At 70.4% G+C, this 21,881-nt stretch carries 23 protein-coding genes; 12 read left to right on the top strand and 11 right to left on the bottom strand.

Annotation, left to right across the window (positions count from 1 at the left end):
* The first annotated feature begins 4 nt into the window (after window positions 1–4).
* A complete protein-coding gene (locus ACZ6CL_RS19990; RefSeq protein ID WP_468937458.1) occupies window positions 5–1,198 on the top strand; it encodes an FAD-dependent monooxygenase in 1,194 nt (397 codons plus the stop codon).
* Between the two features lie 11 nt (window positions 1,199–1,209).
* Here ACZ6CL_RS19990 and ACZ6CL_RS19985 read toward each other — a convergent pair whose 3' ends face one another.
* The 4 genes from ACZ6CL_RS19985 to ACZ6CL_RS19970 are packed head-to-tail and all read right to left on the bottom strand — an operon-like array spanning window position 1,210 to window position 4,545.
* Window positions 1,210–2,169 (bottom strand): PDR/VanB family oxidoreductase, encoded by a 960-nt coding sequence (locus ACZ6CL_RS19985; RefSeq protein ID WP_468937457.1) that lies wholly within the window; start codon window positions 2,167–2,169, stop codon window positions 1,210–1,212.
* Entirely contained in the window at window positions 2,166–3,257 is a 1,092-nt protein-coding gene (locus ACZ6CL_RS19980; protein WP_468937456.1) for an aromatic ring-hydroxylating dioxygenase subunit alpha, read from the bottom strand. The genes ACZ6CL_RS19985 and ACZ6CL_RS19980 overlap by 4 nt, the downstream gene beginning before the upstream one ends.
* A gap of 38 nt (window positions 3,258–3,295) precedes the next feature.
* On the bottom strand, window positions 3,296–3,901 hold the full coding sequence (locus ACZ6CL_RS19975; protein ID WP_468937455.1) for a nuclear transport factor 2 family protein: 606 nt from the start codon (window positions 3,899–3,901) through the stop codon (window positions 3,296–3,298).
* Entirely contained in the window at window positions 3,898–4,545 is a 648-nt protein-coding gene (locus ACZ6CL_RS19970) for a PadR family transcriptional regulator (RefSeq protein WP_468937454.1), read from the bottom strand. The genes ACZ6CL_RS19975 and ACZ6CL_RS19970 overlap by 4 nt, the downstream gene beginning before the upstream one ends.
* A 137-nt stretch (window positions 4,546–4,682) precedes the next feature.
* Here ACZ6CL_RS19970 and ACZ6CL_RS19965 point away from each other — a divergent pair, with 137 nt between their 5' ends.
* Window positions 4,683–5,390: a TetR/AcrR family transcriptional regulator gene (locus ACZ6CL_RS19965; RefSeq protein WP_468937453.1), complete on the top strand. Its 708-nt coding sequence runs from the start codon at window positions 4,683–4,685 to the stop codon at window positions 5,388–5,390.
* Between the two features lie 37 nt (window positions 5,391–5,427).
* Here the strand turns inward: ACZ6CL_RS19965 and ACZ6CL_RS19960 are convergent, their stop codons facing one another.
* From ACZ6CL_RS19960 to ACZ6CL_RS19950, 3 genes are read right to left on the bottom strand one after another with little or no spacing between them, the layout of a single operon-like run.
* Window positions 5,428–5,853: a nuclear transport factor 2 family protein gene (locus ACZ6CL_RS19960; RefSeq protein WP_468937452.1), complete on the bottom strand. Its 426-nt coding sequence runs from the start codon at window positions 5,851–5,853 to the stop codon at window positions 5,428–5,430.
* Window positions 5,850–6,812 (bottom strand): PDR/VanB family oxidoreductase, encoded by a 963-nt coding sequence (locus tag ACZ6CL_RS19955; RefSeq protein WP_468937451.1) that lies wholly within the window; start codon window positions 6,810–6,812, stop codon window positions 5,850–5,852. The genes ACZ6CL_RS19960 and ACZ6CL_RS19955 overlap by 4 nt, the downstream gene beginning before the upstream one ends.
* 7 nt (window positions 6,813–6,819) lie before the next feature.
* Window positions 6,820–8,139 carry a Rieske 2Fe-2S domain-containing protein gene (locus ACZ6CL_RS19950; RefSeq protein WP_468937450.1) on the bottom strand — a complete coding sequence of 440 codons (1,320 nt, stop codon included), beginning with the start codon at window positions 8,137–8,139 and terminating at the stop codon, window positions 6,820–6,822.
* 377 nt (window positions 8,140–8,516) lie between these two features.
* Here ACZ6CL_RS19950 and ACZ6CL_RS19945 point away from each other — a divergent pair, with 377 nt between their 5' ends.
* The 9 genes from ACZ6CL_RS19945 to ACZ6CL_RS19905 are packed head-to-tail and all read left to right on the top strand — an operon-like array spanning window position 8,517 to window position 17,269.
* Window positions 8,517–10,196: a GMC family oxidoreductase gene (locus ACZ6CL_RS19945; protein WP_468937449.1), complete on the top strand. Its 1,680-nt coding sequence runs from the start codon at window positions 8,517–8,519 to the stop codon at window positions 10,194–10,196.
* Window positions 10,193–10,615 (top strand): GlcG/HbpS family heme-binding protein, encoded by a 423-nt coding sequence (locus ACZ6CL_RS19940; protein WP_468937448.1) that lies wholly within the window; start codon window positions 10,193–10,195, stop codon window positions 10,613–10,615. Before ACZ6CL_RS19945 ends, ACZ6CL_RS19940 begins: the two co-directional genes overlap by 4 nt.
* A 46-nt stretch (window positions 10,616–10,661) precedes the next feature.
* Window positions 10,662–11,729 carry an amidohydrolase family protein gene (locus tag ACZ6CL_RS19935; RefSeq protein ID WP_468937447.1) on the top strand — a complete coding sequence of 356 codons (1,068 nt, stop codon included), beginning with the start codon at window positions 10,662–10,664 and terminating at the stop codon, window positions 11,727–11,729.
* On the top strand, window positions 11,729–12,124 hold the full coding sequence (locus ACZ6CL_RS19930) for a metal-sulfur cluster assembly factor (RefSeq protein ID WP_468937446.1): 396 nt from the start codon (window positions 11,729–11,731) through the stop codon (window positions 12,122–12,124). The genes ACZ6CL_RS19935 and ACZ6CL_RS19930 overlap by 1 nt, the downstream gene beginning before the upstream one ends.
* A complete protein-coding gene (locus tag ACZ6CL_RS19925) occupies window positions 12,114–13,136 on the top strand; it encodes an alpha/beta hydrolase fold domain-containing protein (protein ID WP_468937445.1) in 1,023 nt (340 codons plus the stop codon). The genes ACZ6CL_RS19930 and ACZ6CL_RS19925 overlap by 11 nt, the downstream gene beginning before the upstream one ends.
* Window positions 13,129–13,575, top strand: a complete 447-nt coding sequence (locus ACZ6CL_RS19920) for a hypothetical protein (RefSeq protein ID WP_468937444.1) — start codon at window positions 13,129–13,131, stop codon at window positions 13,573–13,575. The genes ACZ6CL_RS19925 and ACZ6CL_RS19920 overlap by 8 nt, the downstream gene beginning before the upstream one ends.
* Window positions 13,576–13,587: 12 nt before the next feature.
* Window positions 13,588–15,243: an MFS transporter gene (locus tag ACZ6CL_RS19915; protein ID WP_468937443.1), complete on the top strand. Its 1,656-nt coding sequence runs from the start codon at window positions 13,588–13,590 to the stop codon at window positions 15,241–15,243.
* A complete protein-coding gene (locus tag ACZ6CL_RS19910) occupies window positions 15,240–16,136 on the top strand; it encodes a dioxygenase family protein (RefSeq protein ID WP_468937442.1) in 897 nt (298 codons plus the stop codon). Before ACZ6CL_RS19915 ends, ACZ6CL_RS19910 begins: the two co-directional genes overlap by 4 nt.
* Before the next feature lie 56 nt (window positions 16,137–16,192).
* Window positions 16,193–17,269 carry a maleylacetate reductase gene (locus tag ACZ6CL_RS19905; RefSeq protein ID WP_468937441.1) on the top strand — a complete coding sequence of 359 codons (1,077 nt, stop codon included), beginning with the start codon at window positions 16,193–16,195 and terminating at the stop codon, window positions 17,267–17,269.
* Between the two features lie 56 nt (window positions 17,270–17,325).
* On the opposite strand, the gene ACZ6CL_RS19900 is transcribed toward ACZ6CL_RS19905, so the two are convergent.
* Window positions 17,326–17,970: an NAD(P)-dependent oxidoreductase gene (locus tag ACZ6CL_RS19900; RefSeq protein WP_468937440.1), complete on the bottom strand. Its 645-nt coding sequence runs from the start codon at window positions 17,968–17,970 to the stop codon at window positions 17,326–17,328.
* Window positions 17,971–18,142: 172 nt separating this feature from the next.
* On the opposite strand from ACZ6CL_RS19900, the gene ACZ6CL_RS19895 reads away from it, so the two are divergent.
* Window positions 18,143–19,039 carry an AraC family transcriptional regulator gene (locus ACZ6CL_RS19895; protein WP_468937643.1) on the top strand — a complete coding sequence of 299 codons (897 nt, stop codon included), beginning with the start codon at window positions 18,143–18,145 and terminating at the stop codon, window positions 19,037–19,039.
* On the opposite strand, the gene ACZ6CL_RS19890 is transcribed toward ACZ6CL_RS19895, so the two are convergent.
* The 3 genes from ACZ6CL_RS19890 to ACZ6CL_RS19880 all read right to left on the bottom strand — a co-directional run bounded on the left by ACZ6CL_RS19890 (window position 19,022) and on the right by ACZ6CL_RS19880 (window position 21,799).
* Entirely contained in the window at window positions 19,022–19,738 is a 717-nt protein-coding gene (locus tag ACZ6CL_RS19890) for a TetR/AcrR family transcriptional regulator (protein ID WP_468937439.1), read from the bottom strand. The two genes, ACZ6CL_RS19895 and ACZ6CL_RS19890, sit on opposite strands and share 18 nt — an antisense overlap.
* Before the next feature lie 148 nt (window positions 19,739–19,886).
* A complete protein-coding gene (locus tag ACZ6CL_RS19885; RefSeq protein ID WP_468937438.1) occupies window positions 19,887–20,696 on the bottom strand; it encodes an SDR family NAD(P)-dependent oxidoreductase in 810 nt (269 codons plus the stop codon).
* Between the two features lie 233 nt (window positions 20,697–20,929).
* Window positions 20,930–21,799 carry an MBL fold metallo-hydrolase gene (locus tag ACZ6CL_RS19880; RefSeq protein ID WP_468937437.1) on the bottom strand — a complete coding sequence of 290 codons (870 nt, stop codon included), beginning with the start codon at window positions 21,797–21,799 and terminating at the stop codon, window positions 20,930–20,932.
* Window positions 21,800–21,881: the final 82 nt, after the last annotated feature.

The raw sequence follows: 21,881 nt of genomic DNA, 5'->3' as shown, positions 1-21,881 counted from the left end.
CTCAATGCCCGACCTTGTGCACGGCCCGCGGATCGCCATCATCGGAGGTGGCATCGGCGGTCTGGCAGCCGCCGCCTTTCTGCGCCGCGCGGGACTGACCGCCACCGTCTACGAGCAGGCCCCCGCACTCACCGAGGTCGGCGCCGGACTCGTCGTGGCCCCCAACGCCGTACGGCTGCTGCGCCGCCTCGACACCATGGAACGGTTCCTCCACCGTGCCGTGCCGCTCGACTGGGGCTGGGAGTTCCGTCGCTGGGCGGACGGGAGCGTGCTGTCGGTGGAGAATCTGAGCGGCGTGTGCGAGCGGCTCTATGGCGAGGGCACGTTTGTCGTTCACAGGGCCGATCTGCTCGACACCGTCAGGACGGCCGTGCCCGGCGAGTGGATTCGACTGGGCGCACGCTGCACCTCGGTCGCCGCCGACCCGGACGGCGCGCTGCTGCGCTTCGCCGACGGCAGCCAGGTCGAGGCCGACGTCGTGATCGGCGCCGACGGCGTGCACTCACTCGTCCGCGGTGTGGTGGCCGAACCCGCACCACCGGAGTTCTCCGGCATGTGCGCCTTCCGCTCCATCGTGCCCGCCCACGCCGCACCCGATTTCGCTCTTCGCCGCGCCCAGACGCTCTGGCTCGGGCCCGGACGGCACTTCGTGCACTACCCGATCGCCGGCGGGGAGGCCGTCAACGTCTTCGCCGCCGCCCCTGCCGGGGACTACACCGACGAGTCCTGGAGCGCGACGGCCACGATCGAGGAGTTCCACGCCGAGTTCGCCGACTGGGACCCGCGGGTGACGGACCTCATCGCCTCCGGCGGCGTCCCCGGGCGCTGGACGCTGCTGGACCGGCCGCCCCTACGGCACTGGAGCCGAGGAAGGATCACGCTGCTCGGTGACGCCGCGCACCCCATGTTCCCCTTCTTCGCGCAGGGTGCGGCCCAGTCCGTCGAGGACGCCGCGGTGCTGGCACGCTGCCTGGCCGCGTCCGTGGACGCGCCCGAGCAGGCGCTGAAGCAGTACGAGGCGGCTCGCATCGAACGCACTACGCGCCTTCAGCAGGTCAGCCACGCCCGCCGGGACGTCAACCACCTGCCCGATGGGCCCGAGCAAGAGGCTCGTGACGCGGCGCTCGCCAAGTCCGACCCCCTGGAGAGCAACGGCTGGATCTACGGCTACGACGCCGAGGGGGCGTTCACCTCCTGACCAGGGGGCACTCAGCAGTCGATGGTGGCTCCGGACCCGGCGATCCGGGACACGCAGGCGCACATCTGACGGCCCTCGGCCCTTTGCCGGGAGGACAGGAACACATCACGGTGGTCGACCGGACCGTCGGTCTCCAGGATCCGGACGCGACACAGCCCGCATTCACCGCGCAGACAGTCGTACATGATCTCGACACCCGCTTCCTGAAGGGCGTCAAGCATGCTGATGCCGACCGGGACTTCGACCGTCACGCCGTGGCGGGGCACGGTCACCTGGTACGGGCGGGCGGGATGGTTGCCGCTCGTCCCGAACGTCTCGAACCGGAGGTTCACAGGCTGCCGACCGTCCTGCTGCCAGGCTTGGCGGACGTCCATGAGCAGGCCCATCGGACCGCAGACGTAGAGCACGCCGTCGGGAGGAACCTCGGAGACCACCTCGGCGGGGCTTACGCGTCTCCCGCCCGCGGAGTCGGCCACGGTCACCAGGCCCGGGTGGACGGTCTCCAGTTCCGTCGTGAACGCCATGCGATCGCGGGACCGGCCGGCGTAGAGAATCCGGTAATCGCTCCCCCTGGCGCGCAGTGCCCTGGCGAGCCCCAGGACGGGGGTGATCCCGATTCCGGCGGCGAGCAGCACGCTGGGGGCCGAGCCGGGGCTGAGCGGAAACTCGTCGACGGGGCCGGCGGTTTCGAGTCCGTCGCCCGGTTTCAGCGCGTGCATCCACGCGGATCCGCCCCGGCTGTCCTGCTGTCGGCGCACGGCGATGCGCAGCAGGCCGTCGTCGTGGCCGAGGTCCACGAGGGAGTACGACCGGGTGTCGCTGCCGCCCGGAAGGGGCACGGTGACGTCCAGATGGCTGCCGGGTGGCGGTGTGGGCGCCGGATCCGGCAGGCGCAGCATGAGCAGGACGGTGTCCGGCGCCACTTCTTCGCGGGCCTCGATCGTCGCCACGCGTTTTGTGCCACCGCTCATGCTGTCCGCCGTGTCGTCGCGGCGATGGACGCGAGCGCGGTGGGGTGCGTGCGTTCGCGGCCCTGCTCGACCGCCACCTTGGCGTCGATGATGCGCCGCGCCCACATCCCGCCGATGTCGATGTTGAGGTTGTAGAACTCGTGGTCGGGTTTGGCCTCGATGGCCCGCTGCTGGGCGTTCAGCATGTCGGAGTCCTGGCGGAAGACGCGGGAGACGGATCGTCGGAGGAGGGTGGTGAGTCCCTGATCGCCGAGGTGGTAGTTGCGGGTGAAGGCCCAGAAGTAGTGGCAGGCGCCGGGGCCGGCGGGCGTGACCGTGTTGAGCACGTGGCCGTTGACCCCGGCGCTCCTGTCCCCCTCCGGTGCTCCCGTGCCGACGGGCGCCACGCCGACGTCGATGGTGATCGTCGAGGGTGCGGCGAACCGGATGATCTGCCACCGGTCGACCGGGCCGCTGTACTCCGGGGCCTTCCGCTTCAGCTGCATGGCGAGGAACGGGGGCGGCTCGATGCCGTGCATCCAGCGGGTGAGGGTGACGGAGTCCTCGTCGTGTGCCACGTCCGGTTCGGCGTCGGACAGTTCGTCGTTGGCGAGGCTGTCTGCGTGCAGGAACTGCTCGTGAGTGAGGTCCATGAGGTTGTCCAGCACCAGGCGGTAGTCGCAGTCGAGTTCGATCCGCTCGCCGTCGCCGGCCCACGAGGAGTCGTCGTTCCAGTGGAGGTCGGGGACGAGGGCCGGGTCCGCCAGGGCAGGGTCGCCGGGCCAGATCCAGACGAAGCGGTGACGTTCGACGACCGGATAGGAGGTCACGGCCGCCGAGGGGTTGAGCGTCTCCTGGGCCGGCATCCGCGTACAGCGCCCGCTCGGCCCGTACGCCAGTCCGTGGTAGCCGCACACCAGGTCGTCGCCGTCGAGACGGCCCATGGACAGCGGGACGAGGCGGTGCCAGCACGCGTCATCCAGGGCGACCGGTGCTCCCTCCGTTGTGCGGTACAGGACGACGGGGCGTTCGCAGATCGTTCGGGGGAGGAGGGTGCGGCCGACCTCGGTGTCCCAGGCCGCCGCGTACCAGGTGTTCAGGGGATACATGCGGGCGGTTCCTCCTTGCGGCGCCGGTGCCGGGCGGGTCACCGGGGCTCTCCGGGCCGCTCGGAGCCGGACAGCCAGGCGGCTCCCTCCGCGTAGAGCCGGTCGACCGCCTCCCCGGCCAGGCCGGGCAGACCGGGCTTCACCGTGAAGCCGGCCTTCGTCTGCACGTACCCGAGGTGGCGGTAGCCGACCGGGAAGCGGGCGAGCAACTCGGGGTCGAGCTTGAGGGAGGCTGCGGGGTCGACGAGGTCGAGGCGGTCCTTCTCGTAGATGGGCTGCCTGCGGACGATCGTCCACTCGTCGTCGTGCCGGGACAGGAAGTCGTAGAAGCGGCCGGTGCACACCACGTCCACCAACACGCCATCGACATCGGCGCGCTGACTGATCGTCATTTTGGTCTGGGCGATCGCCCGGTCCCCCGCCACGTCCGAGGTGTGGCCGCCCAGGAAGTGCAGAATGCTGACGCCGTTCTCGAAGCCCTGCCTGCTGGCGGCTATGAAGTCCGCGGCGGGGCCCTGGAACCAGGTGGCGCTCATCCATCCGTCCGGATGCCAGACGGTGGCGAACCGGTCCCAGTGGCCGGCGTCCCGCCACAGCGCCCAGTTCTCCACGAGCTGCCTGATCTTCGTCTGATCCGCGTTCATCGAGATCTCCGTCTCCTGATGGCCGGCTGCTCGGCGGCTTCTTCTTCGGACCGATCGGACCGCTCGGAGTGCAGCCGGTCCAGCAGCCGCAGTCCCTCACGTGCCCACTCCACCTCGGCGCGCGCACGGGCGATGAGGCCGCTGTACGCGAACGCCTTGAACTCCACGACCGCGTCCCATTCCTCCGGCGGCGTGCGCTCCAGGCGGGCCTGGAGCAGGGGAACCCGGCGCGCGAGGATGTCCTCGCGCTGCTTCTCGTACGACGCCATGGCGTCCTCGTGGAAGCGAGCGTGCGCCTCCAGCTGGGCCCGTGTCGCCTCCGGGCTCGCCCACTCGAAGTACGCGGCCTTCAAGCGCTGCGGGTCGCGCCCGCGCCGCGGTTCCTCGACCTCGTTCATCCAGGCCCGCAGCTGGTCGCGACCGGCCTCGGTGAGGCTGTAACGCCGTTTCCTCGCGTGCTCGCCGCGCGGCACCTCCTCGCCCTCGATCAGGCCGGTGGACTCCAGCTTGCGCAGTTCGCCGTAGATCTGGGTGTGCGGCGCGTGCCAGAGGTATCCGACGGAGGCGTCGAACTGCCGCATGGCGTCGAAGCCCGTCATCGGCCGGGCGGCCAGCAGAGCGAGCAGGGCAACGCGCAGCGACATGGAAGACCTCCGCGGGAGTCGGCGCCGCTCGGCGGCGTGGGTAGTTATTAATGTACGTCCATACATACCTGTGTCAACGGTTGCACGGCGACCACGGCCATGCCCCCTCCGACGAGACCGCCGGTAAGGTCGTCCCTGTGGCAGCGGAGGAGACGACACCAGGCAGGTCGGCGGGACCATCCGGCAAGCGGCAGCGCCGGAGGAGCCCGCACGACCCCGACCGTCAGCGGGATCCGGTGGGCACCCGGCGCGCCATTCTGGCCGCGGCCGGCGCGGAGTTCGGCACCCACGGCTTCGACGGGGCCCGGGTCGTCCGGATCGCGGAGGCGGCCGGTGTCAGCCATCAGCTGATCACCTACTACTTCGGGGGCAAACGCGGGCTGTACGAGGCGCTGAGCGAACGGTGGCTGGAGACGGCCATGCCGGTCGGCCACGCCCTGCCCTTCGCCGAAGCCGTCCGGCGGTACTGCTACATGGCTCATGAGGACCCCGGCTGGGTCCACACGCTGACACGCGAGGAGCCGGGTTCACGCCCGCCGGCCGAGGACGAGCGCGCCACGGAGCTGTTCAAGAGCATCGAGGACATGCGGGAGCGGCAGGCGCGCGGCGAGATCCGCTCCGACCTCGATGTCGGGGCGGTGTCCCTCGCCTTCTTCGCCGCTTCGATCGCACCGGTGGCCCTGCCCTGGATCGCCCGCGAGTTCACCCGCCAGGACCCCACGTCGCGGGAGTTCATCGACCACTACTCCGAGCAGGTGGCCCGGATCATCACCGCGCTCGCCGAGGCAACGGCCGGGGAAGCGGCGGTGGACGGCACTCCGGTGGACGGTGAGCCCGAAGAGTGACGGTGGCCGTGCTCCCGCCCGCCGGGAGCACGGACGCTCATCCCGGCGGGAGCCGCCGGGCCAACTGCATGTGCGCCAGCAGCCAGCCGCCCGATTGGGCCGCCACCCAGACGCGGCTGACGGCGGCCTGGATGACGAACGGGGGCAGCTCGGGCACGAAGGCGACGCGCATCTCCTGCAGGCAGCTGACCACGGCCGTGGTGCCGAAGCGCTGGACCGTCACGTCGTAGGTGTCCACCTGGCTGGTCCGGCCCAGACGTGCCGCGTACCGCAGCCAGTCGTCCGCACCGTGGATGTGGCCGACGGCGCTGTGGACGATCACGCAATCGGGGTGCAGCAGGGCGCGGACGGCCGGCCCCGGGTCGGGAAGCGTCTGTGCCGCGAGCCAGGCGGCCTCGGCCTCCTCGACCGTGGTGGGGGCGGGGCGGGCGGTCGCCGTCGCGTTCGTCGATGAGTCGGTCACAGTTCCAGCTCCAGGATCGGGGACCTCGACCGCGACGAGCACGTGGTGAACAGGCCCTCCGCCCGCTCGTGGTCGGTCAGGACGTCGTCTCGGTGATCGGGCTCACCGGCGCGCACCCGTACGACGCACTCGCCGCAGATGCCCTGCCCGCATGAGTAGGGGGCGTCGACGCCGTTCGCCAGCAGGACGTCGAGGACGCTCTGGTCCTCGGGGACGAGGTACTGCGCCCCCGACGAGGACAGACGGACCGTGAAGCCGTCTCCTTCTCCCCCGTCGGGCTCGGCGGCGGGCGTCGAGGCGCTGAAGCGCTCCTTGTGCAGGGCGGACGCGGGCCAGCCCAACTCAACCGCGCGCCCGAGCACGTAATCCATGAACCCACCAGGCCCGCAGACGTAGACCGCGGTGTCGGCAGCCGGTTCCCCCATGTCGCGTCCCAGGTCGAGGAGTTGCTCCGGGGCCTGGTCGTCGAAGTGGAGGGTGACGCGCGGGTGGTTCTCCAGCTCGGGGGCGAAGGCCGCCTCGGTCCGGCTGCGGGTGCAGTAGTGCAGGTGGTAGTCGCCGCCGGTGGCGTCGAGGGCCTGGGCCATGGACAGCAGGGGGGTGATGCCGATGCCTCCCGCGAGAAGCAGGTGTCGGCGCGCGTGCGTCAGGCCGAAGCGGTTCCTCGGTGCGGCGATCCGCAGCGGATCACCCTCGGCGAGGGCGTGCATGGCCCGGGAACCGCCACGCGACGCGGGCTCGTTGAGCACCGCGAGCCGGTACTGCTTGCGGATGCCCGGAGGCCCGCACAGGGAGTACTGCCGGACCAGTCCCGCCTCGCCGACTTGTACGTCGATGTGCGCGCCGGCCTCGTACTCCCACAGCTCGCCGCCGTCGGCCCGGGCGAGGTCGAAGACCGCGATTCTCGGCGTGGCGTCGTACCGGGCCACGACGACCGCGTCCGTCCAGGTGGTGCTCACGCCTCGGTCACGCCCCCGCCGCCGTGGGAGCGGCAGCCCCGGCCGCCCCGGCCCGGTCCTCCGCCTCCCGCCGGATGAAGGCACCGGCCTCCACATGCCGGACCGGCTCGCCGGGTGCGCCGACGCCCAGCGGGTTACGGCCCGCCTCGACGTCGTCCACCATCGTGCGCAGCATGCGCCGGAGCATGACGACCCCGCGGTCGGACGGGGCCAGGGTCTCCTCCGAGTGCTGGGTGATGTCGCCCTGCGACGACTGGGCCTCGTAGTCGCCGGGGAAGCGCTGGCGCTCCTCGTCGGTCAGCAGCCAGCCGTCCTTGCCGTTCTGCTTGATGCCGAAGACGAAGTCCTCGAGCCGCCGCGGGTCGGCGGCGCGGATGGCGAAGACCAGCCGGTGGTGCGTGTCGTCGACGGGGACCACCCAGATCAGCATGTCGTTCCCGGCGTCGGGGGTGACGGTGATGAAGTTGGGCAGGCAGACGATGTTCGGCAGGTGGAGCTCCACCGACCAGTCGATGTCCACGAGCGCCCCGTCGGGGCCCTTCGTGTCCTGGTAACGCTGGAGGTACTTCACGCCGTGCTCGGTGCGGTGGTAGGTGACGCGCTCCGCGACGGTGGAGGCGTCGTAGAAGCTCTCAGGGAAGCCGGTGGTGCCGGTCCCCTGGAACTGGAATCCGCTGTGGGTCGAGTGCAGCCACGAGGCGTGCACGGGGTCGACCGCGTTCTCGAACAGCTGGAGCCAGTTGAAGTCCTGCTCCATGCCGACCACCTCTGCTCCGGGCACCGTCCAGCTGCTGAAGTAGGTCTCGCCCTCTTCGAGCGGCTCCAGGCTGTCGAAGCGCGGCAGCGGGGGCTTGAGCTCGGGCGGGCCCATGTAGACGAAGACCAGGCCGTACCGCTCCTCCACCGGGTACCAGGGCTGGCGTGCCAGGTTGCGGCGGCGACCGCCGTCCACCTCACAAGCCTGCTCCACGCAGTGGCCCCGCACGTCGAACTTCCAGCCGTGGTAGCAGCAGCGGATGCCGTCCTCCTCGATACGGCCGAAGAAGAGGCTGCTGCCGCGGTGCGCACACCGCTCGAAGACCACGCCGGGGCGGCCCTGGCCGTCCCGGAAGACGATCAGGTTCTCGCCCAGGAGCCGGGCGCGGTGCGGAACCTCGCTGGTCAGCGCGGTGGAGCTGGCGATCGGATGCCAGTAGCGGCGCAGGGCCTCGCCCATCGGCGTGCCTGGGCCGACCTCGGTCAGGCGGGCGTCGTGCGAGGAGGGCTTGCGCCCGTAGCCGGTTCCCGTGTCAGTCACGGGCGTATCGGTCACGGTGGTGTCGGTCATGCTGAACCATCTCCTCGGCGTTGAGGCGGCGCGGACGCGTGAAGCGGCGCGCGGAATGAGGCCACGAGCAGGGCCGGACATCGTGCGGCGAACCTGCGGGCGCCTTCCGTTGTACGTCCCTGATGAAAAACTGTCAACGGCGCTGACCTGCTTTGATGAATTACTTGCAGACCCTTTCGGGCCGCCCGAGCACCCTGTTACGTTGACTTCGCGCCGAGGCGACGGGCCGCTCACGGACCCCCACCGCCTCGTGCTCGCACCCCCGAACGCGCCGCACGAGCGACGGCCTTCCCGCGCTTCCCCGCACCCGTCTCCGGCGCGCGTTCCTCCAGAGCCGAACCAGAGCCGAAGGAGACGATGATGTCTGGATCTCCCGCATGAGCGCCGGGCACGGCGCCGAGTACGACTACGTCGTCGTCGGCGCGGGTACGGCCGGTTGCGTTCTCGCCGCGCGCCTGTCCGCCGACCCCGGTACACGCGTGCTGCTGATCGAGGCCGGTCCGCCCGCGGACCGCAGCCTGCTCGTTCAGCTGCCCGCGGGAGTCGGGCTGTTGCCGGGCCGCAAGGGGATCAGCTGGGGATACGAGACGGAGCCCGAGCCGGGACTGGAGGGGAGACGTATTCCGGTACCCCGTGGCCGACTGGTCGGCGGCACCGGTTCGATCAACGGCTCGACCCACGTTCGCGCACACCGTCTCGACTACGACGACTGGGTCGCGTCCGGTGCGACCGGCTGGGGCTGGGACGACCTCGTGCCCTACTTCCGCCGCGCTGAGCACAGTTGGCGTGGCGACACCGAACACCACGGCGGGTACGGCCCCGTCACCGTGTCGACCTCTCCCGGAAGAAGTCCCTTCGGCCGACGGCTCGACCGCGCCGCACGATCACTGGGCATCGAGTTCCCCGACGACACACAAAGCGGCGACCCCACCGGCGCCGGCCAGGACGAAGCCGCCATCCACCGCGGCCGGCGCCACAGCACCGCGGCCGCCTACCTGCGTCCCGCTCTGCGGCAACGGCCCCATCTCACCCTGCTCACCGGCGTGTTGGTGGACACGCTGCTCCTGGAGAACGGACGCGCGACCGGCGTCTGTGTCGTAAAGGGCGGACGGAGCCGGGTGGTCCGGGCGGCCCGCGAGGTCGTGGTCTGCGGCGGCACGTACAACTCGCCACAGCTGCTGATGCGTTCCGGCATAGGTCCGGCAGAGCACCTGCACGAGCGCGGTATCGACACGGTGGTGGACCTTCCCGGCGTCGGCTCCAATCTGCAAGAGCATCCGGCCGCGCCCGTGCTGTTCGACGTCAAGGAACCGGTGACCTTCCACGAGCACCTGCGCGCGGACCGTCTCGTACGGGACGCACTCCGCTGGTTCATCGCCGGGAGCGGCCCGCTGGCCCAGATGCCCGAGTTCCTGTCGGCCTACGTCCGGACCCGCCCCGACCTGGACCGTCCCGACGCGTTCCTCGGCATCCTGGCCGGCGGCTTCGACGCCCGGCCCTGGTTCCCGGGCGTCCGGCCGCTGAAGAACCGCCACTGCGTGGCCCTCAACGCCGTCGCCACCCCCCGCAGCCGTGGCGAGGTCCGGCTCCGGTCCGCCGACCCGACCGCACCTCCGCGCATCACGTTCAACCTCCTCACCGAGCCGGAGGACGTAGCCGCCCTGCGGGAGACCGTGCGCACCACGCTGGCCATCCTGCGCAGCCCCGAAGTCGCCCCCATGATCCGGGCAGAGCTCGCTCCGGGCCCCGACGCGCGCACCGACCAGGCCCTCGAGCGCTATCTGCGGGAGACCGGCTACTCCGCCAACCACGCCTGCGGCACCTGCGCCATCGGAACCTCCGAGAACGCCGTCGTCGACCCCGACCTGCGGGTCCGCGGTATCGACGGGCTGCGCGTCGTCGACGCGTCCGTGCTGCCGAGCGTGCCCGGCGCGAACATCAACGCCACCGTCATCGCCGTAGCCGAGAAGGCGTCGGACCTGATCCGCGGGGTCCCGGCAGTGCCGGCCCGCTCCGGCGCCACCGTCACACCGCTCCGTGAAAGGACCGCAAGATGAGGGAACCCCTGACCTACGCCATCGCGTACGGCGCGGCCGAGGCCGCGCTGGAGGCGGCCCGGGCCGAGGGCGTGCGCATCTGCGCGGTCGTCGTCAACCGCGGCGGCGTCACCAAGGTGCTGCTCGGCGACGACGGAGTCGGCCCCATCGGGGTCGAAACCGCACGGCGCAAGGCCTACACCGCCGCCGTCACCGGCATGCCGACCTCCGCGTTCGCGGCGCTAGCCAGGGACCCGGCCATGGCCGCCGCCCCGCCGCATCTGGTCGACGGTCACCTGCTGCCGGTGCCCGGAGGACAGCCGGTGGTCGTGGACGACGGCGAGGTCATCGGCGGCATCGGCGTCGGTGGCGCAGACGGGGCCACCGACGACCGCCTCGCGGTCGAGGCCCTGAAGAGCATCGCGGAGCTGCTGGCGTAAGCGCGCCAACCAGTCCCCCAGGAATCAACAGCCGAAGGAGCACACGATGATCGAAAATACCCTGGTGGTCGAGGGTGTGGCGCACGACTACAACTTCCTGCCGGAGAACTGCGTCGACCCGGCCTTCGGCCGCGCCATCGGCGAGCACATGTACCACCAGCACCAGAGGTTCGGCGGACCCGGCTACGCGATCGAGAAGTCGCTCTATCTGGACCACGGCGCGGGCGCCGAAACCATCGGGCGGTCGATCCTGGCGGAGAGCCAGTCCGACATGATCGTCTACCACGAGACACCGATCTACGGACACTTCCGCGACGGCGGCTCCGCGCTGTCCTCCGGGCTCCACATGCGGGAGCTCTGGCCGAACCGGGTGCTGGTCTACGGCGCGGTGTCCCCGCTGCGGCCGGGCGCGGTGGACCGGGTCGACGAACTGGTCGACGAGCACCGGGTGAACGCTCTCAAGCTCTACCCGATCGACCTGGTCGAGGGCCGGGTCACCTCGCTGGACATGAGCGATCCGGAAGTGTGCTACCCGGTGTTCGAGCGGGCCCGGGAGCGCGGACTGAAGGTGGTGGGCATCCACAAGGCACTCCCGGTCGGGCCAGGGCCGGCCCACGCGCTGCGGATCGACGACATCGAGGGGGCCGCGGCGGCGTTCCCCGACCTGACCTTCGAGGTGGTGCACGGGGGGCTGGCGTTCGTCGAGGAAACAGCGATGTTGATGGAGTGCGCTCCCAACGTCGTGGTCAACCTGGAAGTGACCTCCGCCCTGGCGCGCACCGCGCCGCGCCGGTTCGCCGAAGCGATCGGCGCCTTCCTCGCCGTACCCGGTGGGGCCGGGCGCGTCATCTGGGGCACCGGAGTCATCGCGGCCCATCCGCGCCCGCTGATCGAGGCGTTCTGGGATCTCGAAACACCGCGGGACCTGGTCGAGGAGCGCGGCGTGGAGCCGCTGACCAGGGAAGTGAAAAAGGACATCCTCGGCCGCAACTTCCTGCGACTGCACGGCATCGACGAGGACAAACTGCGTGCCACGATCGCCGGCGACGAGTTCGACACCACCGAGCTGGCCGCACCGTGGGGCGGCAAGGTCGAACCGGTGGCGGTGGCCTGATGAGCGGCATCACCGAGGACCGGGTCCGGGAGGTGCTCAACGGGATCATCGACCCGTGCAGCATCACCGCGGGTGTCCCGGCCGGGATGGACGACATGGGGCTGATCAGTGCCATCCAGGTCCGGGACGACGACGACGGCGGTCAGCGGGTCAGCGTGACGTTCGGGCTCACCGATCCGACCTGCATGCTGCTGGGTTCGTTCGCCAACGAGGCGCGCGAGCGGCTCTCCAAGCTACCGGGTGTCACGGGTGTCGACGTCACGCTGGACCACGAGATGGAGTGGACCCCGGACATGCTCGCCCCGCACTACCAGCAGCGGCTCGCCGAGCACCGCGAAAGCAGGCGTCGTTCCCTCCCTCTCCTGGCCGTGACGGGACGATCCGGTGACCAGTGAGGCCTCACGGCAGCCACCCACCTCCGACGTCGCCGCTGTGCTGGCGAACAACGCCGAGGTCATGGGCCGCTTCATGGAAGGGCTCAGCCGTGCACCGTGTCCTCCCGAGAGGATCGACCCGGCTTCCGTCCGGGTGGTGCGCGACATCCTGTTCAGCACACCGTCCGGCTCTCAGGGCCGGACGGAACTACGGATGGACCTGTACCTACCGCAGTCCGCACCCACCCCCACTCCGGTGATCATGTGGCTTCCGGGCGGTGGCTGGCGCAACCAACGACGGGGCTACGGGCCCCGGTTGACCCGGCTCTTCGCCGAACGCGGATACGCCATGGCGGACATCGACTACCGGTCCTCCGAAGTATCGCCCTGGCCTGCCCAGCTGCATGACGTCCTCGCCGCGTTGCGCCACCTGCACGACATGGCGGACACCCATGGCCTGGACCCGGCATCGGTCGGGCTGTGGGGCAGCTCCGCCGGGGCGCACCTGTCGCTGCTCGCGGCCTTCGCGACCGACACCGACGACTCCCTCGCGGCGCCCGGTGTACGGGCCGTGGTGGCGGGCTATCCCCCCACGGATCTGCTGCATCTCAACGACGACGCACTGCCCGGTGGAGTCGTGGGCGTGGACCCCTCCGATCCGGCCTGGGGCCTCCTGGGCGGACGCCCGTCGGACCGGACCACCACCGCCGTCGAGGCCAGCCCGGCCCGGCAGGCCCACCGACGCGTTCCGCCCGTGCTCCTGCTGCACGGCGACGCCGACCTCCTCATCGGCCCGGCACAGAGCCGCCGCCTCCACGATGCCCTGGTCACCACGGGCGCCGAGTCCCATCTGCTTCTGGTCCACGGCGCCGACCACGGCTTCCTCAACACCGGCGACTGGGAACTGCGCCCCAGGACGGCCGCTCTGCTCTCCTCCCGTGTCGCGGACGTCGAGCGCTCCGTGCTGCTGACCCCCGCTCTCATCGAGCGCTTCTTCGACCGCCATCTGCGAACGGATCCATGGCATGCCTGACACCCCACCGCGCCTCGACGACGTGGGCCGCGCCCTCTCCCGTCTCGCGCTGGCCGCCGTCTTCGTCTCCGGAGGCCGCCACGTGTGGCGCCACCCGGACGGCCCCGCGCAGGCAGCCGAGACCTTCCTGAAGCGGTGCCGTCGTGCGGCACCGGTCCTGGACCGGTGCACGGACCGCCAGCTGGTGCGCGCCAACGCGGCCGTCCATGTCGCCGCGGGAGCCGCGCTGGCGGCCGGGATCGCCCCCGCGGCCTGCGCGACGGCCCTCACCGGCTCGCTGGTGCCCACTACCCTCGCCGCCTTCCCCTTCTGGACCCAGCCCGCCGGTCCGCAACGCGCCCACCAGAAAGGCGACTTCCTCAAGAACTTCGCCCTCGCCGGGGGTCTGCTCGCGCTCATCGTCAACGACGGGCGGCGAACCCGGCACACCTCCAGGTAGACGGTCGTCAGCATGGCAGGCGTCCCCGCGCCGGACGCGCCCGGCAACGCGCCCGGCGCACCAGGACGACAAGAAGCGGTCACGGCATCCGCCGACCTCACGGCGTACCCCGTCGTCGACGCACCCCCTCGCAGGACACGCGATGTGCTGCTGGTGATGTGCGGCTCGGTGATGTGCGTGCAGTCGCTCGTCGCCGCCATCAACCTCGCGATTCCCAAGCTCTCGGCGAGCGGCCTGCACCCGTCGCCCGCGCAGTTGCTGTGGATCGTCGACTCGTACGTCATCGTCTTCGCGGCTCTGCTGGTCCCCGCCGGAGCGCTGGGTGACCACCTCGGCCGCAAGGGCGCCCTGCTGTGCGGTCTCGGCCTGTTCGCCGCGGGCGGCGCCGTGTCGGCGCTCGCCCCGGATGTGGCGCTGCTGCTCACCGGGCGAGCGCTGAGCGGGTTCGGAGCGGCACTGCTCATGCCGGCGTCCATGTCCCTGCTCCTGCACGGCGTCCCCCCGGCCCGGCGTGCCGCCGCCGTCGCGATCTGGAGCGCCTCGCAGCCGGTGGGCGGCGTCCTGGGAAACTCCGGCGGGGCGCTCATCCTGCAGTACCTGCCCTGGCGCGCGCTCTTCTGGGCCTACGTACCGATCGCTGTCGTGCTGCTGGCTTGCGCGGCGTACCTCACGCCGCGGGCCGGCCGGGCTCCGACCGGACTGGACGCTCCGGGCTCGGCACTGCTGATCACGGGCTGTATCGCCCTGCTGTTCGGCATCATCGAGGGCCCGGCGCGCGGCTGGACGTCAGTCCCCGTCCTGGCCGCCTTCGGGACTGCCGCGGTCGTGCTGACCGGCTTCGTCCTGGCCGAGCTGCGCATCGAGCGGCCCATCCTGGACCCCCGCCTGTTCCGGCTGCCTCCGGTGCGCTCGGGAACCGTGGGCGTCGCCACCGTCTTCTTCGGCATGTTCGCCCTCTTCTACGTCAACGCCCAGTTCCTCCAGTACGTCAAAGGGTTCTCCCCGCTCCAGGCGGGATTCGGCGGGCTGCCCCTCGCGGCGGGAATCGTCGCGGCGACCCGGATCGGCCTGCGCTGGACCGACCGCTGGGGCGCCCTGTCGAGCGTTTTCACCGGGCTGCTGCTCGTCAGCGGCGGGCTGCTGCTGCTGTCCACGGCGACCGCCGCCACTCCCTTCTCCCTGCTCACCGCATACACGTTGGTCACAGCGCTCGGCAACGGCCTGGCAACCCCGGCGCTCTCGCACGCCGTCGTCTCCGGACTCCCGCCACACCGGGTGGGCGTCGGGTCAGGACTCAACAGTGCGGCCCGGGAGCTAGGCAGCGCGCTCGGCGTCGCCGTCGTCGGCACGGCCATCGCCACCGGTTTCTCCTCGCGCCTCCCTGCGTCGATCGGCTCCGCCGGGACGACACCGGCCGAGGCGTTCGCCGCCGCGCGGACGGGAGCCCAGGCCCGGACAGCTGTCGCGGAGGCGTTCTCCCACTCCGTCGCCATCGGCTACCGCGTCACCGCGGGCGTTGTGCTGGTATGCACCGTGCTGGTGGTCGCGGGGATGCGCCGTAGCGGGTCCGACAACAGAACCGAGCCGGATCGCCCCGTGACCTCTCCCCACCGGCACCCCGGGAATACTCCGACAACCATGCCACCTTCAGGAGGGACCTCAAGATGACCACCACTCCCACCGTGTCGGACGCCCAGCGTCAGGTAGAGGACGAGCTGGTCCAGACGGTGCTCGCATCATTCGAGGACACGCCGGATCCCCGGCTCAAGGAACTGACGCAGGCTCTGGTGCGGCACGTGCACGCCTTCATCCGTGAGGTCCGTCTGACCGAAGCGGAGTGGCAACAGGCCATCGACTTCCTGACCGCCGCCGGCCACATCACCACTGACCGACGCCAGGAGTTCGTGCTGCTGTCCGACGTCCTCGGCGCGTCCATGCAGACCATCAACGTCAACCATGAGGCCACCACAGGCGCCACCGAGGCAACGGTGGTCGGCCCGTTCTTCGTGGAGGGCTCTCCCGAGATCCCCCTGGGGGGCGACATGGCCGCAGGCGCCCCGGGAGAACCCTGCTGGGTCGAGGGCACCGTCACCGACACCGACGGCAACCCCGTACCCGGCGCACGCCTCGAAGTCTGGGAAGCCGACGAAGACGGCCTCTACGACGTGCAGTACGACGACGGCCACCTGGCCGGCCGGGCACACCTGTACACCGACGACAAGGGCGGTTACGCGTTCTGGGGGCTCACTCCCACGCCGTACCCCATCCCCCATGACGGACCCGTCGGAGCCCTGCTCGACAAGACCGCGCGCTCGCCCCTGCGCGCTTCCCATCTGCACTTCATGGCCACCGCACCGGGCCTGCGCACCCTCGTCACCCACATCTTCGCCGAGGGGGACAGCCTGCTGGGCTCCGACGCCGTGTTCGGCGTCAAGGAATCCCTCGTCAAGCGCTTCGAGCAGCAGCAGCCCGGCACACCGGCTCCCGACGGACGCGACCTGTCGGGACGGAGCTGGTCCCGCGTGCGGTTCGACATCATGCTCTCCCCGCAGCGGACATGACCGCTTCCCTCTCTGCCCGGCAGTTCCCCTCCCACGAACAGAAGGAGAAGGATCACGTGCGATTCGAGCATGAGACCCTTGCGCAGCGCGTCCATTTCGCACCCGGCGAAGCGCCTGCGACGGTGCGCGCCGAGGTGGAGCGGCTAGGCGGCTCCCGGGTGATGGTGATCGCGGCGCCGACCGAGAGCGGCCTGGCCGAGAAGGTCACCGCCCAGGTGCCGGTCGTGGTCCGCCACGACGAGGTGGTGATGCACGTTCCGGTCGAGTCGGCCGAGCGGGCACGCGCCGCGGCGACCGCGCACCAGGTGGACCTCCTGGTCAGCGTCGGCGGGGGCTCGACGACCGGGCTCGCGAAGGCGGTCGCGCTGACCAGCGGGCTCCCCATCGTGGCCGTCCCCACGACCTACGCGGGGTCGGAGGCCACCAGCGTCTGGGGGCTGACCGAGGAGGCACGCAAGAACACGGGCGTGGACGCGCGGGTGCTGCCTCGATCGGTCGTCTATGACGCGACGCTGACCCTGTCGCTGCCGGTGGCGATGAGTGTCGCTTCGGGGCTGAACGCCCTCGCACACTGCGTGGATTCCCTCTGGGCGCCGCGCACCGACCCGGTGGACCGGGCGCTGGCGGGCGAGGGCATCCGCGCACTGGCGGCCGGGCTGCCGGCCGTGGTGTCCGACCCGGCCGGGCTCGACGGCCGCGAACAGGTCCTGTACGGGGCCTACCTGTCGGCGGTGGCGTTCTCCTCCGCGGGCTCGGGGCTGCATCACAAGATCTGTCATGTGCTGGGCGGCGCGTACGACCTGCCGCACGCCCAGACGCACGCGATCGTGCTGCCGTATGTGCTGGCGTTCAACGCACCCGCCGCACCGGAGGCCGAGCACCGGATCGCGGAAGCCCTCGGCGCCGCGTCGGCCATTGAGGGCCTGCAATGGCTGCGCCATGCCGTGGACGCGCCGAAAGCACTGCGCGACCACGGGTTCGACGAGGCAGACATCGACGATGCCGTACGGGCGATCCTGGAGGTGGTCCCGCCGAACAACCCGCGCGCTGTGGCCCCGCAAGATCTGCGGCGGCTGTTGCGAGCCGCGTGGCAGGGTACCGACCCGTTGACGCTGGACGACGAGCAGAGCTGACAGGCAGGTTATGCGGAGCCGCCGGCTGTACGTGGCGCTGTTGCCGATCGGGTGGATCAGTAGCCGACGGTGAAACGGTGGTTGAGGTGCCGGGGGTTGTCGATCTCATCGACGAGAGCGGCGGCGTAGTCCTCGTAGGAGATTCGCGCCTCGCCGTCCGGCCCGGTGACGGGGTGATCGAGGCCGGTGCGATAGCGGCCGGTGCGCTCGCCGGGGGCGAAGTGGACCGGAGGCGGGGACAGATAAGTCCAGGTGACGCCTTCGTCGAGGGCCAGGTAGGCGTCCAGGGCATGGATCTGCCCGATGGCGTAGGGCTTGAACTCCTCGGGGAAGCCGGGGGCGTCGAAGAACCGCACGCCGTCGTCGTTGAGAAGGCTCGCACCGCCGCCCATGTGGATGATGCGCGGGCCAGCCGGTCCCAGGGCGCGGGCGGCCGCCGCGGCAGAGGCGACGGCGTCGGTGTAGAGGGCGGCATCCGGGCTGCCGACGGTCAGCACCAGGACGTCCGCGTCCTTGGCGAGGGCCGCGACCGCTGGCTGGTCGGTGACGTCGCCCGCGACCGTGCGGACCCCGTCGGGAAGGGCGGTCAGCGCATCGACGGTGCGGGCGACGGCGGTGACCTGGTGGCCACGGGCTGCGGCCTCGACGACGACACGGGAGCCGGCCTTTCCGGCGGCCCCGAACACGACGATCCGGCTCATCACATGATCCCTTTCAGTGGAGTTGCGCATGGCGGGTATCTGGTGGAACGAGGCTCCTGTGCTGCCTCACTCTCCACTGTCCGCGCAAAGGTCCAGGCAGGCGAGGTAAGGTAAAGACGTGTCGTGGTCAAAAACGGACAGGGGCGTAGGGCCCGCGAACGGTCCGGACGACCTGGTGAGGGCCGGAGCGGCCGCCATCCCAGGGTTCGGGTTCAATCCGCCGCACGCTCCTGCGCCCGGCATCGAGATCACCGACCTGGCCGCGTTGCACAGCCGGGTCACCGACGGCAGCCTGCAACAGGTGCACCGCGCCGACTTCCACTCCCTCACGCTGATCACCGAGGGCGCCGGTGAGCACACCGTCGACTTCGTCACCCACTCCTGCCGCCCCGGCACCCTGCTCTGGGTCCGCCCCGGCCAGGTGCAGCGCTTCACCGCGCCCGGCCGGATGAACGGCACCCATCTGCTGTTCACTGCCGCCTTCCCCGAGCCGACGGCAACCAGCCGACTCGTCGGCGACTGGTCCGCACCGAGTTGCTGGCAACTGGCAGCCGGCAGCGACTACGCCACCACCTCCGCCCTGTTCGGCCGACTGCGCGCCGAATCCACCCGCCCGCAAGGAGCCTCCCGCGACATCCTGCGCCTGCTGCTCGCCGCCCTCCTGCTGCACATCGACCGATTTCCCCACCACGGGACGCGCACCGACCCGCATGCCGGCGGCGAGGTCTACGCCCGTTTCCGCGCCGAGCTGGAACGCTCCTACGCCACCACCCGGCGTGCCGAGGACTACGCCGACCGTCTGGGCTACACCGTCAAGACCCTCACCCGCGCCTGCCGGGCCGCCACCGGGCAGTCCGTCAAAGAGGCCATCGATGCCCGCGTCGCCCTCCAGGCCCAGCGGCTCCTCGCCCACACCGACGAGCCCGTCGCGGTCATCGCACGCCGCCTCGGCTTCTCGGAACCCACCAATTTCGGCAAGTTCTTCACCCGCCACTGCGGCACCACCCCCGGGGAATTCCGCCATGGCCAGCAGACGCCGTGCGGCTGGGAATCAGGCGGGGTCGTCTGAGCCGACCGCGATGAGCGCAAAGACGTTCTCGTGAATGGCTGCGAACCGGGCGAGCACCGTCTCCGCGGCTGCGGTGATGATGTGCTCGGCGGGGTCCTTGAGCGGTTCGAGCAACTGGTGGACGGTGTCGGCGAGGACTTCTTGAGGATCGTCGATGTGGAACGAGCCCGCCGCTGGAGGGTCGGCCATGACCGTGCCGAAGCCGATCAGGAGGGAGTCCAGGACAAAGATCTGCTTGGACAGCGGGCGGTCGTCACGCACGAGCCCGTGGTCACGCAGGACGGGCATGGCCGCGTGGCACATCTCGCTCGGCGATGCCGCGGCGAATCGCTCCCGATTGTCTGCGTGATAGGAGAGCAGCCGCAGCATGTCGCCGTCCTGCAAGCGCCGCAGCCACGAATTGCCCAACGTCGTGCGAATCATCAGCGGTGCCAGGCGCCGCGGCAGGATGAGGTGGGGTTCCTTCTTGATCCCGGCGTTGATCTTGTCGATCCAGGACAGCAACTCGCGAGCGAACACGCCGAGGACCAAGTCCTCCTTGGTGTTCCAATACAGGTAGACCGTGCCCTTGGCCACGCCGGCGGACTCGGCGATCTCGGAGATCGTCACCTTGCGGATGCCGTGTTCGATGACCAGTTTGCGGGTACTGTCCAGGATCCGAGCGGCCTTCATGGAGTCTTGCTCGATCAGCCGACGCACCTTCTTGACCCTTCCTCTGCCTGAGGCCATGATCTCATACGGTGGTCATCCTGATGCGCGCCTCCGCGGCAGGCTCCGCCGCCCCGCCATTGCGTACGCTGTCCACCAACGTGTGCAGCCGCGGTGACGCGCCCGGCCTCGGCACCCCCTACATGTGCGTTCCGCCGCTGGGCGACAGGGTCTGGCCCGTGTAGAAGCCGCCGGTGGTGTCGTCGGCGAGGAACAGGATTGTCTGGGCGATCTCCTCCGGAGTGCCCAATCGCTTGATCGTCTGCAGCGACTGCAGGAACTGGATGAGTTCCTCGGAGTGCTGGTGCACCATCGGCGTGTCCACGCCGCCCGGGGCGATCGCGTTCACCCGGATCTGGTACGGCGCCAGCTCAGCGGCGGCTGCCCGGGTGAGGCCGAGGATTCCGGCCTTCGAGGCCGGGTAATACAGGGGCTGCGCCGTGCCGACCAGCGCGAGCACACTGGAGATGTTGACGACGCTTCCGCCCCCGGCACGCTTCATCAGCGGCGCGGCCGAACGCAGGGTATAGAACTGGCTGAACAGATTGATTTCCATCGTGCGACGAAAGTCGTCGTCGGTGGTGTCTTCGAGATAGTCGAACGCCGGCGCATCCCCCCGTTTTATCGCCTCCAGCGCTCGTTCGTTCGCTGCGGCCATCCGGTCGACTTCCGATCCTGGCCCGGTGATGCCGGCCGCGTTGACCAGCACATCGAGGCGGCCATGCCGCGCCTCCACCTGCCTGAACGCTGCGGTGACCGCAGCACTGTCGCTGACGTCGAGCGGAACAGCGGTGATTCCGTCGGCCGCGGCGAAAGATTCCGCCAACTGCTCACTGTTCAGGTCGGCCGCCACCACCTGAGCACCTTCTTGCCGGAACAGTGACACCGCGGCACGTCCGATTCCCGAGGCCGCACCGGATACAAAAGCGATCTTGCCATTGAGTCTCATCAAGCACCTTCCACGGGGCATTCGTCATCCGGTTGTCTCAGCCACCGGTGGGGATGGTCGGCCTGTCGGCTTCGCGCCGATACGGGTTCACAACGGCGCCGGAGCCGGGGCCGCCGTGTGGGCAGCACCGTGCGCCGAGGCATCCCGGCAGGCGCCGCGTGAGCCAATCACCCGCAGCACGTTCCTCAGCCGAGACTTCCGCCGCGCGGTAGCGCCGCGCGGCGAGGACCTGCTCAGCGTCGCAGGCGCCAGTCGCGGACGGCGAAGGTGCTCCCGTCACGACGCACTCGGAGCGCGCCACCTGCATGGAAGTGCGCCGGCACGACGAGCGCGTCCTCATCGGCGGCCCAGCCCAGCACGCGTCGCCGGGTAGCGCGCGCTTGGGCCGGGTCCTCATCAGAGGCCGGACAGCAGTCCGGCACGGTCACCTGCAGCGGGCCGTGCATCATGTCACCGACGAACACCGCCCGCTCATTGCCGGAGCGCAGCGTGAGCACACTCGATCCGGGCGTATGCCCGGGGGCCGGCTCCAGCCGCAGCGCCGCGTCCAGATCCTGGGCCTCCTCCCACAGGTCCAGTTGTCCGGCCTGCTCGATGGGTGCGACACAGCGCTCGAACGCGGCCTGCGTGTTCTCGCCCGAGCGGGCGGTGGTGCGGGTGCGGGGATGATAGAAGTCGTAGTCGGCGCGGGCCAGCAGGTAGCGCGCCCGCGGGAACGTCGACACGAACGTGTCGCCGACGCGTCGCGTGTTCCAGCCGACGTGGTCGCCGTGCAGGTGCGTACACACCACGAGGTCTACGTCCTCCGCCCGCACGTCGGCCCGCCGCAGCGCCTCGAGAAACGGCGGGGACTGCTGCTCTTCGGTGCTGCCAAGACCTGTGTCCACAAGGACTGTGCGGTCGCCGCTGCGGACCAGCCACCCTTGCACCACCATCAGCACCTCATCCGCGTCCGGATCCCATGAGTCCGGTGCCAGCCACGAACGATTCCGCTCCCACAGCATCTGGTCACAGTCTGGATAGAAGGTGCCGCGGTCCATGCGGACCGCGGCTACGTCCACGAGTTGGGTGATCTCCACATCACCCACAACCATGCTATTCATACTGACCACTATAGTCATAACGTTCAGTACGTTCGAATGTGGCGGCCCACGTCCCAGGCGCCGCCGACCAGACTGAAGTGCC

The organism is Streptomyces sp. NPDC041200, from assembly GCF_055591805.1.
Note: the sequence above shows the minus strand (reverse complement) of the source record. Positions and strands in the feature narration are given on the sequence as shown.